This window comes from Maricaulis sp. (assembly GCF_034670125.1).
Lineage (GTDB): Bacteria > Pseudomonadota > Alphaproteobacteria > Caulobacterales > Maricaulaceae > Maricaulis.
The window spans coordinates 270,701-287,982 of sequence record NZ_JAXMOC010000001.1; the positions used below are offsets into that span (position 1 = coordinate 270,701).

Below are 17,282 nucleotides of genomic sequence, written 5' to 3' on the forward strand. Positions count from 1 at the left end.
GCATGAAACGTACCAAACAGAGGTTCACATGGCCGGATTGATGCAGAAGCTGGATATGCGCCAGGGACAATCCCTGGTGATGACGCCCCAGCTCCAACAAGCCATCAAGCTGTTGCAGCTCTCGAATATCGAGCTTGCCGAGTTCGTCGAGGGCGAGCTGGAACGCAATCCCCTGCTCGAACGCGATGACAGCGGCGAATCAGCCGAATCGCAGCGCGAAGAGGGACAGGGCGAGCCGCGCGAGCTGGAGCTCGCTGCGCCCTCTGCCGATGCCAATGATTCCATCGATGCCGATGTCGACATGATGCATGGCGAGGACTCGAAGTCGGACCTGTCCGGCGTCGACGGTGTCGAGAGCGGCGCGGCCATGGGTGCCGGCTCGGTCTCCGGGCACACCTCGGGCAGCAGCCGCGGCCCGGCGAGCGAAGACTATGACGCCATCGCCAATTCCTCGCGCGACATCTCGCTGGCCGAACACCTGCACGAACAATTGTCGATGGCGACAGGCGACCCGGTCGACCGCCTGATCGGCGCGCACCTGATCGACCTGGCCGATGATGACGGCTACATGCGCTCGGACCTCGACGAAATCGCGACCCAGCTGGGTGTCGAACGCGCGCGCGTCGAAGCGGTGCTCAACCTGACCCAGACTTTCGATCCGGCCGGCGTCATGGCCCGTGACCTGCCCGAATGCCTCGCCCTGCAACTGAAGGACAAGAACCGGCTCGATCCGGCCATGGCCACCCTGCTCGACAATCTCGAACGTCTCGCCAAGCATGACTATGCGGCGTTGAAATCGCTGTGCGGTGTCGACAGTGAAGATCTCGACGAGATGATTGCCGAGATCCGGGCCCTGACCCCCAAACCCGGTCATGCCTTCGGCAGTGATTCGACCCGGGCGGTCGAACCGGACGTTTTCATCCGCCAGTCGCCCGATGGCAGCTGGCAGGTGGAACTGAACTCCGAGACCCTGCCGCGTGTGCTGGTCAACAACAGCTATTTCAACGAGATCAGCGCCGTCGCCAAGTCCGAGACCGACAAGACCTTCATCACCGAGTGCTCGCAGAACGCCTCCTGGCTGGTCAAAAGTCTCGATCAGCGGGCGCGGACGATTCTCAAGGTCGCGAGTGAAATCGTGCGCCAACAGGACATGTTCCTGGCCCATGGCGTCGCCTATCTGCGTCCGCTCAATCTGAAAACCGTCGCGGATGCGATTGGCATGCACGAATCAACCGTCAGCCGGGTCACCTCCAACAAATATGTCGCCACCGCCCGCGGCATGTTCGAGCTGAAATATTTCTTCACCTCCGCAATTCCCTCCTCCGGTGGCGGGGAGGCCCACTCTGCCGAGGCAGTACGGCACCGCATCAAACTGATGATCGGCCAGGAATCGGCGGACGGCGTGTTGTCCGATGACAGTCTCGTTGAACAATTACGGGATGAAGGGATTGAAATCGCCCGCCGGACTGTGGCCAAATACCGGGAGGCGCTCAACATCCCGTCCTCGGTCCAGCGTCGTCGCATGCTAAAACGCGCTGGCTAGGGATCGCTTGAATGAGCGCCCCGGTGGTAAGCTTCCACCGAGAACGCGGCCTGCTGGCATCCGGAGAACAGTCATTGACTCCCCCTGCGGCCCGCGACTAGGTTCCGCCCGCTTTCCGAGGAGAGGCGGAACTGCACGTCAACGCCTCACGTGCCGGTGAATGGCCGGCGGGAAGGAGCGCATGCATATACAGGTGGTCAGCAAGGGTATCGACGTCAGCGGCGCGCTGCGAGAACAGATTCTCGGGCGCGTGGAAGACGGCGTAGCCAAATACTTCAACCGTCCCGGTGAAGCTTATGTATCGATCTCGCGCGAGGGCACAGGCTTTCGCGTCGAATGTTCGGTGCATCTGCCATCGGGCGTCATGCTGCAGGCCCACGGCGAAGCCGATGATGCCTACAAGGCAGCGGAAAACACCATGGAGCGCCTGGAGAAGCGCCTCCGCCGCTACAAGCGGAAACTGAAGAACCACCACAATGACAACAAGGCCGAACTTCCGGCCGAAAGTCTTCCCATCGTCGTCCTCAAGGGCATGCGTGACAGTCATGCCGATGACGAGGATTTCGACGACGAAGACACGAGTGGCGCACCGCTCAATGGTGCCCCTGAGCCGATTGTCATCGCGGAACAGGTCGGAGAAGTCCGCACCCTGACCGTGGGCATGGCGTCGCTGGAGCTGGATGCGGCGGATTCGTCCTTCCTGATGTTCCGCAACGCGGCCAATGGCGGTCTCAACATCGTCTACCGGCGACCGGACGGCCATATCGGATGGCTCAACCCGGCGCGGGAAGACCGCTCAGAGCCAGCCTAGGAGCGCGTGGTCAGACAATGGCGTTAGCTGATTTGATCCCGAATTCGGGAGTAAGCATCGATTTGGGTGCGTCCAGCCGGAAACAGGCCCTGCAGGCCATGTCCGAACTGGCGGCCAGCATCACGGGACAGGCGTCCCGGACGATTTTCGATGCCGTGCTTCAGCGCGAACGCCTCGGCTCCACCGGAGTCGGACAGGGTGTCGCCATTCCCCATGCCCGCCTGAGCGGGATGGATGATGTGGTCGGCATTTTTGCCCGGCTCCGGACGCCGGTCGACTTCGAGTCGATCGACGGCCGGCCGGCCGATCTGATCTTCATGCTTCTGGCGCCGGAAAACGCCGGCGCCGAACACCTCAAGGCGCTGGCCCGCGTGTCCCGCCTGTTGCGCCGTGAAGATGTCCGCCAACGCCTGCGCGCAGCGCCGAATGGCGATGCCGTTCACGCTGTCCTGTCGGGCGAACCGGCCTCCGACGCCGCCTGAGCCTGGCCGCCTGAACACGGCACTCATCACAGGTTCAGCCGGACCCTGCTTTCCTGTCGCTTCACACTGTCAGGAGACCGGGCATGCTGCGCGTTTGTCTACTGGCCGGGATGGTGGCGCTCTCTGGCGCTGCGGTATCGGCCCAAACCCCACCCCCCAGCCTGCGGGAACTGGCCGAGACCGGCGATCCGGTGGCGGCGTTCGAGTACGGCTATTCGCTGACATTCCCGGAAGACGGCGAGCCCGATACGGTGACCGGCCGCTACTGGCTGATCCAGGCGGCCAATGCCGGCCATCAGCCCGCCAATCACATGCTGGGCATCGTCTATCGCGATGGTTTTGGCGTCGAGGCCGATATCGACAGGGCCCGCGCCTTTTTCGAACTCGCCTGGCAGGCCGGCGACAGCGCCGCCGGCCACGACCTCGCCGAACTGATGCTGTACGACTACAGCGATGAGCGCGACGGTGCCGTGGCAATCCTGGAAGCCATTCTCGACGATGCGGATACAGGCCCGATGGCCAGCCTCACCCTCGCAGAAACCCTGATGTTCGATGGCGAGGACGACAGCGGGGACCAAGGAGACGCGGTCCGGGCCGTCACCCTTGCCCGCGACGCCCTCGACCGTGATCCCGGCCTGGTCCGCGCCCACTACCTCCTGGGGATCGGCGCCGCCGAGGGTCTGGGTGGACCGGTCGACCAAGCAGCCGCCCGGCTGGCCTGGGAAGCCGGGGCCGAGGCGGGAGACGCGCTGGCGCTGATCGCACTGGCGGACAGCTGGCTGGACCCGGATTGGGGTGTCAACGATCGCGGCGAGGCAATGGCGTTGTACGCGCTGGCAGGCGAGCTGGGAGACGACCAAGCGGCCGACCTCGCCGCTGACCTTGCCGAGGACCTCGATGATGCCGAAACCGAGCGCGCCGGGATCCGGCGTCTGGCCTGGGAAAGCCGGATGGGCTGGCAGGCAATGCCCGACTGACACCAGCACCCTTTCGCCCGGACACGAAAAACCGCGCGACAAGAAAAAACCCCGCCGGAAACCGGCGGGGTTTGATCATGGTGGAGCCAGACGGAATCGAACCGACGACCTCTTGCATGCCATGCAAGCGCTCTCCCAACTGAGCTATGGCCCCGAAACTCGGGTCACCGCGGGCGATTGGGTCAATGCCCGGGGCGAGAGGCGCGGAACCTAGTCCCGGTTTTCCCCGGGATCAAGCCTCTTTTGCGCGGCAAATGCAGCGCCTCGGCAACGACCTAATTGTCCTCGTCCTTGTCGATGTTGAAGTCGCCGAAATCGTCGTCCTCATCATCATCGATCAGAACGCCGGTATCATCGGCATCATCGTCGTCATCCTCGTCCTCATCGACGCCGCCTTCCCCGAAACCGTCGGGAAGGTCGTCGCTCAAACCCGATGCGCCCTCGTCATCATCATCGTCGTCATCATCATCGCCAACCGGCTTGCGGGCGAGCGTCTCGGCGTCGACTTCCGGCGTATCATCCACCTCGTCGCCATAGCCGTCCTCATCGTCTGCCTTCGCAGGCTTTTTCGGCGCTTCATCCTCTTCGACGGCCTCGAGCTTGGCCTTCAGGCGCGGGTCTTCGCGCTCCGGGTCAAACTCGGTTTCGCACTTGGGGCACCGGGCCGGCCGGCGTCCGAGGTCGTAAAATTTGGCGCTGCAGCTGGGGCAGGCGCGCTTGCTTCCTAGTTCAGGCTTGGCCATGGCTTCCCTACATAACCAGTTTTCAAAATCGGCGGGCCCCGTTGCCACGATCACCGCGCTCTGTCAAAACCTCATCGCCGTCATGTCACCTCAAACCTTGCAAATCCGTTGATGACCCCATCTTTGAAGCGCCCTTCCGGCGCCATGCGGGCCGAGCCCGCGTCTGCCCTGTCCGGCACCATCAAGGCCCCGGGCGACAAGTCAATATCCCATCGCGCCTTCATCCTGGGCGGACTGGCGAACGGCGTGACCGAAGTCACCGGTCTGCTGGAAAGTGATGACGTGCTCAATTCCGGCCGCGCGGTCGCGTCGCTGGGTGCCACGGTCGAGCATGTCGGTCCGGGTCACTGGCGGATCGGCGGTTGCGGTGGCCGGTGGACCCCGCCTGTTGCACCGCTGGACTTCGGCAATGCCGGCACCGGCGTCCGCCTGATGATGGGCGCCGTGGCGGGTACCGGGGCCAGCGCCGACTTCATCGGCGATGCCAGCCTGTCATCGCGCCCGATGCGCCGGGTGACCGACCCGCTGGGCGAAATGGGGGCGCGGTTTGCAACCACCGACGGTCGCCTGCCTGCCCGGCTGGACGGCGGTCCGTTGACCGGCATCCACTACACACCGCCGGTCGCGTCGGCGCAGGTGAAGTCCGCGATCCTGCTGGCGGCCCTCGGCGCCACCGGCACCACCGTCGTACATGAGCCCGGCATCACACGCGATCACACCGAAACCATGCTCAAGGCATTCGGGGTCACGCTCGCGGTCGAGCGCGAGGGCGATGCCGCCACCATCACGCTGACCGGCCCGCAGACCCTGACGGCCTGCCCCGTCGATATACCGGGCGACCCCTCATCATCGGCCTTCGCGATCGTGGCCGCATTGATCGTCCCCGGCTCGGACATCACCCTGGAAGGCGTGATGGACAATCCCGCCCGCACCGGCCTGATCGACACGTTGAAGGAAATGGGGGCCGACATCACCGTCACGCCGGGCCGCGACATGGCCGGCGAGAAGACGATGACCGTCCGTGCGAGACACAGCCGGCTGACCGGCATCACCGTTCCCGCCACGCGGGCGCCCTCGATGATCGACGAATATCCGGTCCTGTGTGTCGCCGCGGCCTATGCCGACGGCGTCACCCACATGCCGGGGCTTGAGGAATTGCGGGCCAAGGAAAGCGACCGGCTTGCCGGCAGTGCGGCCATGCTGCGCGCCAACGGGGTCCCGGTCGAGGAAGGCGAGGACAGTCTCGCCGTCACCGGCATGGGCGCTGGCGGTGTACCCGGCGGCGGTCTGACCCCGACCCATCACGACCACCGCCTCGCGATGAGCGGCCTGGTGATCGGCCTCGGAGCGCGTGCCGGTTCCAGTGTCGACGACGTCGCCATGATTGCCACCTCCTATCCGGACTTTTTCGACCACATCGCCGCCCTTGGCGGACAGCTGGGCCCGGTCGCATGATCATCGCTGTGGACGGTCCCCTGGCCTCGGGAAAAGGCACCATCGCGCGGGCCCTGGCGGCTCATTTCGGCCTGCCCTATCTCGATACGGGCTCGCTCTACCGGGCGACCGGTGTTGCGGTGCTCGACGGCGGTATCGATCCGATGGACGCCGAGGCCTGCGCCCGGGTGGCGCGGTCGCTGGACCTGACCGCCATCGACGAGGTTCGCATCCGGACCGCCGAGGCGGGCGCCATGGCGTCGCGGGTCGGCTCGATCCCCGAAGTCCGCAAGGCGCTGTTCGACCTGCAGCGGGCCTTTGCCGAACAGCCTGGCGGAGCGATCCTGGACGGGCGCGACATCGGGACCGTCATCTGCCCGGACGCCGATGTGAAGCTCTATGTAACGGCCGACACCGAGACCCGGGCCCGGCGACGCTGGCAGGAACTGAACGCCCGCGGTGAGGCCATCAGCCTCGTCGAAATGCTGGCCCAGACCCGCGAACGGGACCACCGCGACGCCGGTCGCAGCGACGCGCCCATGCGTCCGGCCGACGACTCGACCTTGCTAGACACGTCATCCTTGAGTATAGACGCGGCCGTTACCGACGCTGTCGCGATTGTGGAAAAACGCCAAAAGGCGTGAACATTCCGGCGCCAAGGTGACAGATAGCCGGGCGTTCTGACCGCGGAATGTCGTGATCCTGATGGGTCGCGGCCCCGTTGCGGCCGCCCATACAGTTCAATTTCCAACCGGCCGAACCCGGCCAAGCAGCGAGACGATAGCCGGTCAAAGACCACATTCGAACCCTCGCGGCTCCGGAGCAACCCTTTAACATGTCTACAGAAACCCTTACCCCGAGCACCGATGATTTCGCCGCCATGCTGGAAGCCAGCCTGGCCGGCCGCGACCTGGCTGAAGGCCAGGTCATCAAAGGCAGCGTCACCGCAATCGAAAATGGCGATGTGGTTGTCGATGTCGGCCTCAAGACCGAAGGCCGTATCCCGCTGCGTGAATTCACCGGTCCGGGTTCGGACGCCCCCAAGGTGGGCGACGACGTCGAGGTTTACCTCGAGCGCATCGAAAACGCCCTCGGCGACGCCATCCTCTCGCGCGACAAGGCGCGCCGCGAAGAGAGCTGGGATCGCCTCGAGAAGTCCTTCGACAAGAAGGACCCGGTCAACGGTGCCATCGTCGGTCGCGTCAAGGGCGGCTTCACTGTGGATCTGGGCGGCGCTTCGGCCTTCCTGCCGGGCTCCCAGGTTGATATCCGTCCGGTCCGTGACGTTGGCCCGCTGATGAACCAGGAACAGCCGTTCGCGATCCTGAAAATGGATCGTCCGCGCGGCAATATCGTGGTCTCGCGCCGCGCCGTTCTGGAAGAAAGCCGTGCCGAACAGCGCGCCGAGCTCGTTGGCCAGCTGGCCGAGGGCGAAGCCCGTGACGGCGTCGTCAAGAACATCACCGATTACGGTGCGTTCGTTGACCTTGGCGGCATTGACGGCCTGCTGCACGTCACCGACATGTCGTGGAGCCGCGTCGGCCACCCGTCTGAAGTGGTGGAAGTCGGCCAGACGGTCAAAGTCCAGATCATCAAGATCAACAAGGAAACCCAGCGCATCTCGCTCGGCATGAAGCAGCTCATGTCCGATCCGTGGGAAGGCGTTGCAGCGAAATACCCGGTTGGCGCCGTCTTTGAAGGCCGTGTCACCAATATCGCTGAGTACGGTGCCTTTGTGGAACTGGAAGAGGGCGTTGAAGGCCTCGTCCACGTGTCCGAAATGTCCTGGACCAAGAAGAACGTCCACCCGGGCAAGATCCTGTCGACCTCCCAGGAAGTCCAGGTCATGGTCCTCGATGTCGACGCCGACAAGCGCCGCATCTCGCTGGGCGTCAAGCAGACCCAGCGCAATCCGTGGGAAGTCTTCGCGGAAACCTTCCCGTCCGGTACCGCCATTCAGGGCGAGATCAAGAACATCACCGAATTCGGTCTGTTCGTTGGCCTCGAAGGCGATATCGACGGCATGGTCCACCTCTCCGACATCTCCTGGGATCAGTCGGGCGAGCAGGCCATCGAAGGCTTCAAGAAGGGCGACATGGTCGACGCCAAGGTTCTGGACGTTGACGTCGAGAAAGAGCGCGTCTCCCTGGGTATCAAGCAGCTGGCCGGCGATCCGATGGATTCGTCCGGTGTTGGCCGCGGCGACACCGTCACCTGCACCGTCACCGAAGTGACGACCGGCGGTATCGAAGTTGCCTTCGGCGACGACAGCCCGGTCAAGGCCTTCATCCGCAAGTCCGACCTGTCCCGCGATCGCGGCGAGCAGCGTCCGGAGCGTTTTGCGGTCGGCGACAAGGTCGATGCCCGCATCACCAATATCGACAAGGGAACGCGTCGGATCTCGCTGTCCATCAAGGCCCTCGAGATCTCCGAAGAGCGTGAAGCTGTCGAGCAGTATGGTTCCTCGGATGCCGGCGCTTCGCTGGGCGACATCCTCGGCGCCGCCCTGCGCGAGAAAGACGACAAGGCCGAATAGGCCCTGATCCGACCTCAGCGGTCATGAAGAACGGCCGGAGCGCAGGCTCCGGCCGTTTTTTATTGCGCAAAATTGTCCGTGTGCATTGACGCGGCGGGCGCCAGACGTAAGGATTAGGCATTCACTCGCGGAGGGTTAGCATGATCAAGTCCGAATTGATCGACCAGTTGGCCGAGGCCAATCCCCATCTCTATCACCGCGATGTGGAGCGCGTGGTCAACACCATCCTCGATGGCATCACCGATGCCCTGGCACGCGGCGAACGTGTCGAGCTGCGCGGATTTGGCGCCTTTTCGGTCCGTCACCGCCCGGCTCGGGTCGGTCGCAATCCGCGCACCGGCGAGAGCGTCGCGGTGAAGGAGAAGCACGTCCCCTTCTTCAAGACCGGCAAGGAATTGCGTGAGCGCGTCGACGCCTCCCGCGCAAGCAATCCGGAACTCGCCTGATCCGGACGGTTGCCGAAGCGGCCGGCCTCGATATTTCATTGCCCCGATTCATTCGCGCTTAAACGCCTGTGGCCATTCTGGTCCGCATGATCAGCGGATCTGTGTCCCCATTCCCGTCGGCGTCGGCCTTTGCCGGCGGCCTTCGTGCGCCTGTCGCTGCGGAGCCGGCCGCAGCAAAGGGCACGGGCAGTGCGTCCTGCGGCGGGGCGGACTGTTCCGGTTGTGGTGGCGCCTCCAGGGCGAAAGACACCGCGGAGCTTTCCGACGAGGAACGCAAGCAGGTCGACAAGCTCAAGGCGCGCGACCGGGAGGTCCGGGCGCATGAACAGGCGCACCAGGCCGCGGGCGGCCAATATGCCGGTGCCGCCAGCTATACTTTCCAGAAGGGCCCTGACGGCCGCTCCTACGCTGTTGGCGGCGAAGTTCCGATCGATGCCAGCGAGATCAAGGGCGACCCGCAAGCCACGATCGACAAGATGCAGCAGGTCAAGGCCGCGGCACTGGCCCCGGTCGAACCATCCGGCCAGGACCGCAAGGTTGCCGCCCTGGCCGACGCCAAGATTGCCCAGGCGCGCGCCGAGCTCAACCGGGCTCAGGGCGATGAAGGCGGTGAGGACGAACGTGCAGCGCCTGGGGAGAAGCTGCAGCCCTCGCTGAACCAGCAGATCGCGGAGATGCGACAGGCTGATACCCGGTCGGAAACGTCATCGGCATCAACGGCACCGCCCGACCTCACCGCCTATGCGGCCAATGCCTATCGGCATCAGACATCGACCGTATTCCAACACGCCTCCTGATCTCAGAACTTGCGGTTCCAGTCGGCGTGACCGTCCAGCCAGGCAAAGCGGCGGACCATCCAGCCCAGCCAGTCATGGCGCCCGGAATGGCGCGGCATGATCGCGTTCACGCGCTTTGGCTCGGTCGTTTCAATCATCAATTCAGTCAATGTCATGGACGCCTCCTGTTTCAGCGATATCTTGATATAGGCTGCGAGACATGGCACTGACCAACGCGTTCTCAAGGGTCTGACATAAGGTGATTTGATGGATAGATCGTCCGGACTGCCGCCGATCAACGCCATCCGCGTCTTTGAGACGGCGGCCCGGCTGGGCAATTTCACCCGCACCGGCGAGGCCCTCGGCATGACCCAGGCGGCCGTGAGCTATCAGATCAAGTTGCTGGAAGGTCGGCTCGGCTTTGCCCTGTTCGAACGCAAGGCCCGGCACGTCGAATTGACACCGCGCGGTACACGTCTCGCCAACGGGACATCGGACGCCTTCCGCCTGCTGGAACGCACCTTCCGTGATGTGCGCGAGGACCGCGATACGGTTCTCTCGATCACCGCCCTGCCGACCTTCTGCTCGAACTGGCTGGTCCCCCGCATTGGTGCTTTCCAGTTTGAGAGCCCCCACCTCGCGGTGCGCATCGACAGCCGCTCCGATCTGGTCGACATCAAGGGAGGGGAGGCCGATATCGGCATCCGTATCGGCAAGGGCCACTGGCCGGGCCTGGAAGCCCGCCGCCTGTTCGGTGACACCACGGCGCCGCTGGTCTCCCGCGCTGCGATGGACCGCTTCGGTCCGTTCGAGCGCCCCGAGGACCTGCTCCGACTGCGCCTGTTCGGACCGATGCGCTGGTGGCGTGACTGGTTTCGCGAGGTCGGTGGTGACCCTTCCCAGCTTCCCGACCGACCGGCGCTGGAACTGGAGACCCAGACCATGGAGGTCTCTGCCGCGATCGCCTCGGGCGATGCCGCGACCATGGTTTCTGCGGTCTATTTTGCCGAACAACTGGCTTCGGGCGCGTTGGTGGCGCCTTTCTCCACCGAGCTCGACCTGGGCGACGGCCACTACATGGTGTTCGACCCGACCCGCGCGAAAGAGCCCAAGATCAAGGCTTTCATCGACTGGATGCTCTTCCAGCCTATGGCGTTTTGTCTAAACCGCACCGAGCCGGCTTTTCCCGAGGCGGGGAAGGCGGTGGTGAATGGTCAGCCCTGAGAGATATGCCGGCTGAGGCCCGATCATCGCGCGAAGCGCGTACGTCGCCTTAAAGCCCTTGCCGGGAGACAGCCGTATCGGGACGGGTGCCCTGGCCTCGCTTCACAGAAGGCTTCCCCCGCGCCCTTGAAACCGCTAACGCTCCGCCCATGACCGACATCAAATTCTGCGGATTGAAGACCGGACGGGATATCGCGACGGCTGAGCAGGCCGGAGCACGCTGGACGGGGTATGTGATTTTCCCCAAGAGCCCGCGCCATGTCTCGCCTGCCCTGGCTGGCGAGCTGTGCCATCTGGCCAAATCGAGCGAGACCGTGGCTGTCACCGTCAATCCCGATGATGACTTGCTGGCGCAGATCCGCGACGCCATGCGGCCGGACTGGATCCAGTTGCACGGATCAGAAAGCCCGCAGCGGGTCGTGCAGGCGCGCGCCTATGCAAAGCGGGGGATTATCAAGGCCTTGCCGGTGGCCGAGGCGAGCGATCTGGAGGCGGCGAAGCCCTATGACCGCGTCGCCGACATGCTCTTGTTCGATGCCAAGCCGCCAGCCGGGTCCGATCGACCCGGCGGGCTGGGTCATGGCTATGACTATTCATTGCTGAAATCCCTGCAGATTTCCGTGCCCTGGCTCTTGTCCGGCGGGCTTGATGACACCAATGTCTGCGCCGCTGTCGCGGCTGCCGGAGCCAAGGCAGTGGATGTGTCTTCCGGTATCGAAAGCGCACCCGGCATCAAGGATGCCGGTCGCATTGCCGGCTTTGCGGCTGCCCTCGCAGCCTGCTGAGCCCCATCCCAGCGCACAAGGAGCGTGCCATGAGCGAAACCGTCTCTGCCGACACACGACCGAATGCGCTGTCGGCCTGGCCCGACGCACGCGGCCATTTCGGGCAATTTGGCGGTCGTTTCGTTGCCGAAACGCTGATGCCGAACATTCTTGAGCTGGAAAAGGCCTATGAGGCGGCCAAGGTCGACCCCGGCTTCAAGGCCGAGATGGATCTCTTCCTGAAAGATTATGTCGGCAAGCCCAGCCCGATCTATTTCGCCGAACGCCTGACCGAGGAATTCGGTGGCGCCAAGATCTGGCTCAAGCGCGACGAGCTGAACCATACCGGCAGCCACAAGATCAATAATTGCCTCGGCCAGGTCCTTCTGGCCAAGCGCATGGGCAAGACCCGCATCATCGCCGAGACCGGCGCCGGCCAGCATGGCGTGGCGACGGCGACGGTAGCGGCGCGTTTCGGCATTCCCTGCACCGTCTTCATGGGCGCTACCGATGTCGAGCGCCAGGCCCCGAATGTCTTCCGCATGAAGCTTCTTGGCGCCGAGGTAATTCCGGTGACCTCGGGCACCGGCACCCTCAAGGACGCGATGAATGAGGCGCTGCGCGACTGGGTCACCAATGTCACCGATACGTTCTACGTCATCGGAACGGTCGCCGGTCCGCACCCCTATCCGGCCATGGTTCGCGACTTCCAGTCGATCATCGGCCGCGAAGCCCGGGCCCAGATGATAGACCGCCTGGGACGCCTCCCGGATGCCTGCGTCGCCTGTATCGGCGGCGGCTCCAACGCGATGGGCCTTTTCCATCCCTTTATCGAGGATGAGGAGGTCCGCCTGATCGGCGTCGAGGCGGCCGGCCATGGTGTCGACACCGGCAAGCATGCCGCCTCGCTCAAGGGCGGACGCCCGGGCATTCTGCACGGCAACAAGACCTATCTCCTGCAGGATGATGACGGTCAGATCATCGACGCCCACTCCATCTCGGCCGGTCTCGACTATCCCGGCATCGGCCCGGAACACGCCTTCCTGCACGACATGAAGCGCGCCGAATACGTCTCCGCCACCGATGACGAGGCGATGGAGATGTTCCAGCTGTGCACCAAGCTGGAAGGCATCATCCCGGCGCTGGAACCCGCCCACGCCCTCGCCCGCGTCCGCGATCTCGCGAAAGAGCTCGGCCCGGACGGCGTCATCCTGATGAATATGTGCGGCCGCGGCGACAAGGACGTGCCGCAAGTCGCACGGATGTTGGGGGTGGAGCTGTAGCGCTTTATAGTTGCGTTCTGCGTTTGTTCCCGCATAATGCGAGTGAAGATCGATTGCGGAAAACGACAATTGTAGCTACACTACATGGAGTTCGAATGGGATCCGGCCTAGGATGAGGCCAACCGGCGCAAGCACGGGCTGAGCTTTTTTCAAGCCGTCCGGGCCTTTGACGGACGCACACTCACCCTTCCCGGTCGCGAGCACAAAGGCGAGAAGCGCAGCCTGACCATCGGGCGGATCGAGACAGTGCTGGTGGTTTCGGTCGTTCACACAGATCGGGCGGGCCGCACCCGCCTGATCTCCGCCCGGCCAGCCAGTCGACATGAAAGGGAGTTGTTCCATGGCTTTGAAGCGCGTGAAACTTGAAGACCTTCCGCCGCTCACGCCGGAGCAGCGCGCCGAACTCGCACGCCTGGCGGAACTCCCCGACGACGAGATCGACTTCTCCGACATACCGGAACTCGACGAGGCCTGGTTTGCTGAAGCTGTGGTCTGGACGCCGCCCGCCAAGAAACAGATCACCTTGCGCCTTGACGACGACATCATTGCCTTCTTCAAGGAGAGCGGAAAAGGCTATCAGACGCGCATGAACGCCGTGCTGCGGGCCTTTGTGGATGCGAAGAAGAAGCGGGCGTGAGTGGGATCGTGAAGACGCAAGTCGTGATTAAGTCAGACTGCGCACGCTGCGGCGGAGATGTGTCAGTGCTGGCACGCGTGTTGGGAGCAACATTGTGATCGGAGCAATTGTTTTGGCCAGCGCGCTCGGCCTTTCAAGCCAGGACTTTGAGAGTTCGATTGTTTTGATGGGAGGGTATCTGCCCACCCCGGCACACGTCGTATATGGCCCCGACAACCCGACCTCGATTGATCTGACGGGCACGTTCCATCAACGGTTGATGATGCTGGGTCGGCCCGACCCTGGCGTCATTGAGTTCCACATGGACCATTTGATCGCAGACCAGTGGCACGTGGGGGAATCGGACGAGAACCTGCTCAAAGCAGTTAGACGCACACCAGACACGGGATGCGAAGAAGTCCTGCGGCTCGATCTGATGCGTGAAGCCGGTCTTCTCTGGCTGGACTACACCCTTAGTCGCTCCTCGACCTGCCCGACCTTCCAACCTTTGACGGGACAAGAATGACCAACCGCCTCACCACCCGCTTCGCGGAACTGTCCGCTTATAATCGTGCCGGATTTGTCGCCTATATGATGGCTGGCGATGGTGACAGTCAGGGCTTGCTGAATGCGCTGCCCGCAGCTGGTGCCGATGTGATCGAGCTGGGCATGCCCTTTACCGATCCGGCGGCCGACGGCCCGGCCATCCAGGCCTCGGCGCTGCGGGCGCTGGAGGCAGGGATGACGCTGACGGGAACGCTCGCCCAAGCCGCCTCGTTCCGGAAGCTCGACACCGAGACGCCGCTGGTCCTGATGGGCTATGCCAATCCGATCTTCTCGATGGGCTGGGAAACCTTCGCCAAGGCTGCCGCCAAGGCCGGTGTGGACGGTCTGATCTGTGTCGATGTGCCGCCGGAGGAAGACGACGAACTGCGAACCGCCCTGACCAAGCAGGGCATTGCGCTGATCCGCCTGGCCACCCCGACCACCGATGATGCGCGTCTGGCGACCGTGGTCGCCAATACGGCGGGCTTCGTCTATTACGTTTCCACGACAGGGGTGACCGGGGCCGGAACCGGCGTGGTCACCGAGGTTGGCGCCGCTGTCGACCGGGTCAGGGCCGCGTCTGGCCTGCCGGTTGCAGTGGGATTTGGTGTTCGGGAGCCTGAGCAGGCCGAAGCGATCGCCAAGCGGGCCGATGCTGTCGTGGTCGGATCGGCCATTGTCGACGCCATGCACACCGGCGGCGTCGCAGCGGCGACCGGACTGGTGAAGACATTGTCGTCGGCGGTGCATGCCGCCCGGCGCACAGATAAATAGGCCTTCGGGCAAATAGGCCTTCGGGCCGAGACGCGTTAGAAACGAGTACGGGGCAAGACGCATGACCGAGAAGTCGAACGGAATGAGCTGGCTGTCGAAAATCACCCCGCCGGGCATGTCGAAGATCTTTTCCAAGCGCGACACGCCGGATAATCTCTGGGTCAAATGCCCCGTTTCCGAGGAAATGGTCTTCCACAAGGACCTGGAGGCCGGCCTGTTTGTGACCCCGGCCGGTCACCACATGCGCATTGCGCCGGCCTATCGCTTCCAGTTCACTTTCGACGGCGACTATACCGAGATAGAGACCCCGGAAGTGGTCAAGGACCCGCTCAAATTCCGCGACGACAAACCCTATACGGCCAAGCTGGCGGCGGCCCGCAAGAAGACCGGGCGCGACGACTCGATGGCCATCGCCACCGGCACGATCGGCGGGCTCGACGCCGTTGTCCTGGTGCAGAATTTCGCCTTTATGGGCGGTTCGCTCGGCATGGCCGCCGGTGAGAGCTTCATCAAGGCCGCCGAGACCGCGCTGGCCCGCAAGGCCCCGCTGATCGTCTTCACCGCCGCCGGTGGTGCCCGCATGCAGGAAGGCGCCCTGTCGCTGATGCAGATGCCGCGCACGACGCTCGCCGTCGAGATGCTGCGCGAAGCCGGCCTGCCCTATATCGTCGTCCTCACCGACCCCACGACCGGCGGAGTGACGGCCTCCTACGCCATGCTGGGCGATGTCCATATCGCCGAACCGGGGGCCCTGATCGGCTTTGCCGGCCCGCGGGTGATCGAACAGACCATCCGCGAAAAACTGCCGGAAGGCTTCCAGCGCGCCGAGTATCTGCTGGAAAAGGGCATGGTCGACAAAGTCGTGCATCGCGCCGACATTCCCGCTACACTGGCACGCATGTTGAGGGTCCTTATGAAAAAACCCGGCACCTCCATGCCCGCAGCGCTGACACCCCCGGCCCCCGATCATGTGGTGGTCGACGGGGGGAGCCATTAGCACGCGTCGACAAGACCTCGACGACGCGCTGGCGCGCCTCGCGCGCCTGCATCCCCTGAAGATTGACCTGTCCCTCGGCCGCTTGCAGCGGCTGCTGGCCACGCTCGGCTCGCCGCAGGATCAGCTGCCACCGACCATCCATGTCGCCGGCACCAATGGCAAAGGCTCGACCTGTGCCTATCTCGCCGAAATGGCGCGGGCCAAAGGCGAGCGGGTCCACATCTATACCTCGCCTCACCTGGTCAATTTCAATGAGCGTATCCTGCTCGATTCCAAGCCGGTCAATGACCGCACCCTGATCGAGGCCTTCGCCCGCTGCGAAGCCGCCAATTTCGGCGAGCCGATCACCTTCTTCGAGATCACGACAGCTGCGGCCTTCCTGCTGTTCTCCGAACATCCGGCCGACCGGTTGATCCTGGAAGTGGGCATGGGCGGACGGCTGGACGCCACCAATGTCATCGCCAAACCGGCCCTGACCGTGATCACCCCGGTCAGCCTCGATCACCAGGAATTCCTCGGCGACCAGCTCGCCGACATCGCCCGCACCAAGGCCGGCATCTGCAAGTTCGGTGTCCCGGCCGTGATCGCCAACCAGTGCGACGTCGCCGAGACCGCCATCCTCGACGAAGCGACCAAGATCGGGGCGCCAACCTATGTCTGGGGACGCGACTACAACGCCTACATGCAGCACGGGCGACTGGTATTCGAGAATGACCACCAGGTGTGGGACCTGCCGGCGCCGGGGCTTCTGGGCCCGCACCAGATTCTCAATGCCGGCGCTGCGGCGGCCTGTGCGGCGATGCTGCAGTGGCCGGAAGAGGCCGTGGCCAAAGGCATTGGCGATGCCCGCTGGCCGGGCCGTCTGCAGCGGGTCTCAACCGGGCCGATCGGCGATATCGCCCGCAAGGCCGATGCCGAACTGTGGCTGGACAGCGGTCACAATGAAGCCGCCGCGAAGGCCCTCTCCCACGCCCTCGCCGACATGGATGAGCGCGAGGACCGACCGCTGGTCATCATAGCCGGTTTCACGCCGGGCAAGGATGTGGAAGCCTGGTGCCGGCAATTCGCCGGGCTCGCGCGTCGTCTGATCGCGGTCGAGTTCAAGTCCGGCCGGGGCGGCTCCCAGGACCCGGACCACGTCGCCGCGGCGTCCGCCCGTGTCGGCCTGGAAGCCAGCGTCGCGGCCGGGCTGATACCGGCGATGAAGAACGCCGCCAAGGAACACCCGTCACCGCGAATCCTGATCAGCGGCTCGCTCTACCTGGTCGGCGAGGCCCTGGCACTGGGCGATGAACCGCCGCACATCACGCCGGGTTGAGCGACCTTCCAG

General features: G+C 64.1%; 19 protein-coding genes, 1 tRNA gene and 1 pseudogene. 18 read left to right on the top strand and 3 right to left on the bottom strand.

What is annotated here, in order from left to right:
* Positions 1-28 precede the first annotated feature (28 nt).
* The 4 genes from rpoN to VOI18_RS00995 all read left to right on the top strand — a co-directional run bounded on the left by rpoN (position 29) and on the right by VOI18_RS00995 (position 3,813).
* A complete protein-coding gene (rpoN, locus tag VOI18_RS00980) occupies positions 29-1,543 on the top strand; it encodes an RNA polymerase factor sigma-54 (RefSeq protein WP_323760559.1) in 1,515 nt (504 codons plus the stop codon).
* A gap of 181 nt (positions 1,544-1,724) precedes the next feature.
* Entirely contained in the window at positions 1,725-2,354 is a 630-nt protein-coding gene (gene hpf, locus VOI18_RS00985; RefSeq protein WP_323760560.1) for a ribosome hibernation-promoting factor, HPF/YfiA family, read from the top strand.
* Positions 2,355-2,371: 17 nt separating this feature from the next.
* Positions 2,372-2,836, top strand: coding sequence for a PTS IIA-like nitrogen regulatory protein PtsN (gene ptsN, locus VOI18_RS00990; RefSeq protein WP_323760561.1), 465 nt, complete (start codon positions 2,372-2,374; stop codon positions 2,834-2,836).
* 83 nt (positions 2,837-2,919) lie between these two features.
* A complete protein-coding gene (locus tag VOI18_RS00995; protein WP_323760562.1) occupies positions 2,920-3,813 on the top strand; it encodes a hypothetical protein in 894 nt (297 codons plus the stop codon).
* 78 nt (positions 3,814-3,891) lie between these two features.
* On the opposite strand, the gene VOI18_RS01000 is transcribed toward VOI18_RS00995, so the two are convergent.
* Positions 3,892-3,967: transfer RNA gene (locus tag VOI18_RS01000), tRNA-Ala, on the bottom strand.
* Positions 3,968-4,088: 121 nt separating this feature from the next.
* Positions 4,089-4,556 carry an FYDLN acid domain-containing protein gene (locus VOI18_RS01005; protein ID WP_323760563.1) on the bottom strand — a complete coding sequence of 156 codons (468 nt, stop codon included), beginning with the start codon at positions 4,554-4,556 and terminating at the stop codon, positions 4,089-4,091.
* 111 nt (positions 4,557-4,667) lie between these two features.
* On the opposite strand from VOI18_RS01005, the gene aroA reads away from it, so the two are divergent.
* The 5 genes from aroA (at position 4,668) to VOI18_RS01030 (ending at position 9,769) form a co-directional block, all read left to right on the top strand.
* Positions 4,668-6,011, top strand: a complete 1,344-nt coding sequence (aroA, locus tag VOI18_RS01010; protein WP_323760564.1) for a 3-phosphoshikimate 1-carboxyvinyltransferase — start codon at positions 4,668-4,670, stop codon at positions 6,009-6,011.
* Positions 6,008-6,634, top strand: a complete 627-nt coding sequence (cmk, locus tag VOI18_RS01015; protein WP_323760565.1) for a (d)CMP kinase — start codon at positions 6,008-6,010, stop codon at positions 6,632-6,634. The genes aroA and cmk overlap by 4 nt, the downstream gene beginning before the upstream one ends.
* 155 nt (positions 6,635-6,789) lie before the next feature.
* Positions 6,790-8,526 (top strand): 30S ribosomal protein S1, encoded by a 1,737-nt coding sequence (gene rpsA / locus VOI18_RS01020; RefSeq protein WP_323760992.1) that lies wholly within the window; start codon positions 6,790-6,792, stop codon positions 8,524-8,526.
* A 140-nt stretch (positions 8,527-8,666) separates the two neighbouring features.
* On the top strand, positions 8,667-8,972 hold the full coding sequence (locus VOI18_RS01025) for an integration host factor subunit beta (protein WP_323760566.1): 306 nt from the start codon (positions 8,667-8,669) through the stop codon (positions 8,970-8,972).
* A gap of 86 nt (positions 8,973-9,058) precedes the next feature.
* Positions 9,059-9,769, top strand: coding sequence for a putative metalloprotease CJM1_0395 family protein (locus VOI18_RS01030; RefSeq protein ID WP_323760567.1), 711 nt, complete (start codon positions 9,059-9,061; stop codon positions 9,767-9,769).
* Positions 9,770-9,771: 2 nt separating this feature from the next.
* On the opposite strand, the gene VOI18_RS01035 is transcribed toward VOI18_RS01030, so the two are convergent.
* Positions 9,772-9,924 (bottom strand): hypothetical protein, encoded by a 153-nt coding sequence (locus VOI18_RS01035; protein ID WP_323760568.1) that lies wholly within the window; start codon positions 9,922-9,924, stop codon positions 9,772-9,774.
* Positions 9,925-10,015: 91 nt separating this feature from the next.
* Here VOI18_RS01035 and VOI18_RS01040 point away from each other — a divergent pair, with 91 nt between their 5' ends.
* From VOI18_RS01040 to VOI18_RS01075, 9 genes and pseudogenes are all read left to right on the top strand, one after another.
* Entirely contained in the window at positions 10,016-10,972 is a 957-nt protein-coding gene (locus VOI18_RS01040; RefSeq protein WP_323760569.1) for a LysR substrate-binding domain-containing protein, read from the top strand.
* A 149-nt stretch (positions 10,973-11,121) separates the two neighbouring features.
* On the top strand, positions 11,122-11,757 hold the full coding sequence (locus VOI18_RS01045; RefSeq protein ID WP_323760570.1) for a phosphoribosylanthranilate isomerase: 636 nt from the start codon (positions 11,122-11,124) through the stop codon (positions 11,755-11,757).
* A 29-nt stretch (positions 11,758-11,786) separates the two neighbouring features.
* The gene (gene trpB, locus VOI18_RS01050) at positions 11,787-13,019 is read left to right on the top strand and encodes a tryptophan synthase subunit beta (RefSeq protein WP_323760571.1); all 1,233 of its coding nucleotides are present in this window, start codon (positions 11,787-11,789) and stop codon (positions 13,017-13,019) included.
* A 126-nt stretch (positions 13,020-13,145) separates the two neighbouring features.
* Positions 13,146-13,385: pseudogene (locus tag VOI18_RS15025) on the top strand (BrnT family toxin); the annotation flags it as partial.
* Positions 13,360-13,656 carry a BrnA antitoxin family protein gene (locus VOI18_RS01055; protein WP_323760572.1) on the top strand — a complete coding sequence of 99 codons (297 nt, stop codon included), beginning with the start codon at positions 13,360-13,362 and terminating at the stop codon, positions 13,654-13,656. The pseudogene VOI18_RS15025 and the gene VOI18_RS01055, both read left to right, overlap by 26 nt.
* Before the next feature lie 94 nt (positions 13,657-13,750).
* On the top strand, positions 13,751-14,161 hold the full coding sequence (locus VOI18_RS01060) for a hypothetical protein (RefSeq protein ID WP_323760573.1): 411 nt from the start codon (positions 13,751-13,753) through the stop codon (positions 14,159-14,161).
* A complete protein-coding gene (trpA, locus tag VOI18_RS01065) occupies positions 14,158-14,955 on the top strand; it encodes a tryptophan synthase subunit alpha (protein WP_323760574.1) in 798 nt (265 codons plus the stop codon). The genes VOI18_RS01060 and trpA overlap by 4 nt, the downstream gene beginning before the upstream one ends.
* Positions 14,956-15,016: 61 nt before the next feature.
* Positions 15,017-15,952, top strand: coding sequence for an acetyl-CoA carboxylase, carboxyltransferase subunit beta (gene accD, locus VOI18_RS01070; RefSeq protein ID WP_323760575.1), 936 nt, complete (start codon positions 15,017-15,019; stop codon positions 15,950-15,952).
* A complete protein-coding gene (locus VOI18_RS01075) occupies positions 15,924-17,270 on the top strand; it encodes a folylpolyglutamate synthase/dihydrofolate synthase family protein (RefSeq protein WP_323760576.1) in 1,347 nt (448 codons plus the stop codon). Before accD ends, VOI18_RS01075 begins: the two co-directional genes overlap by 29 nt.
* Positions 17,271-17,282: the final 12 nt, after the last annotated feature.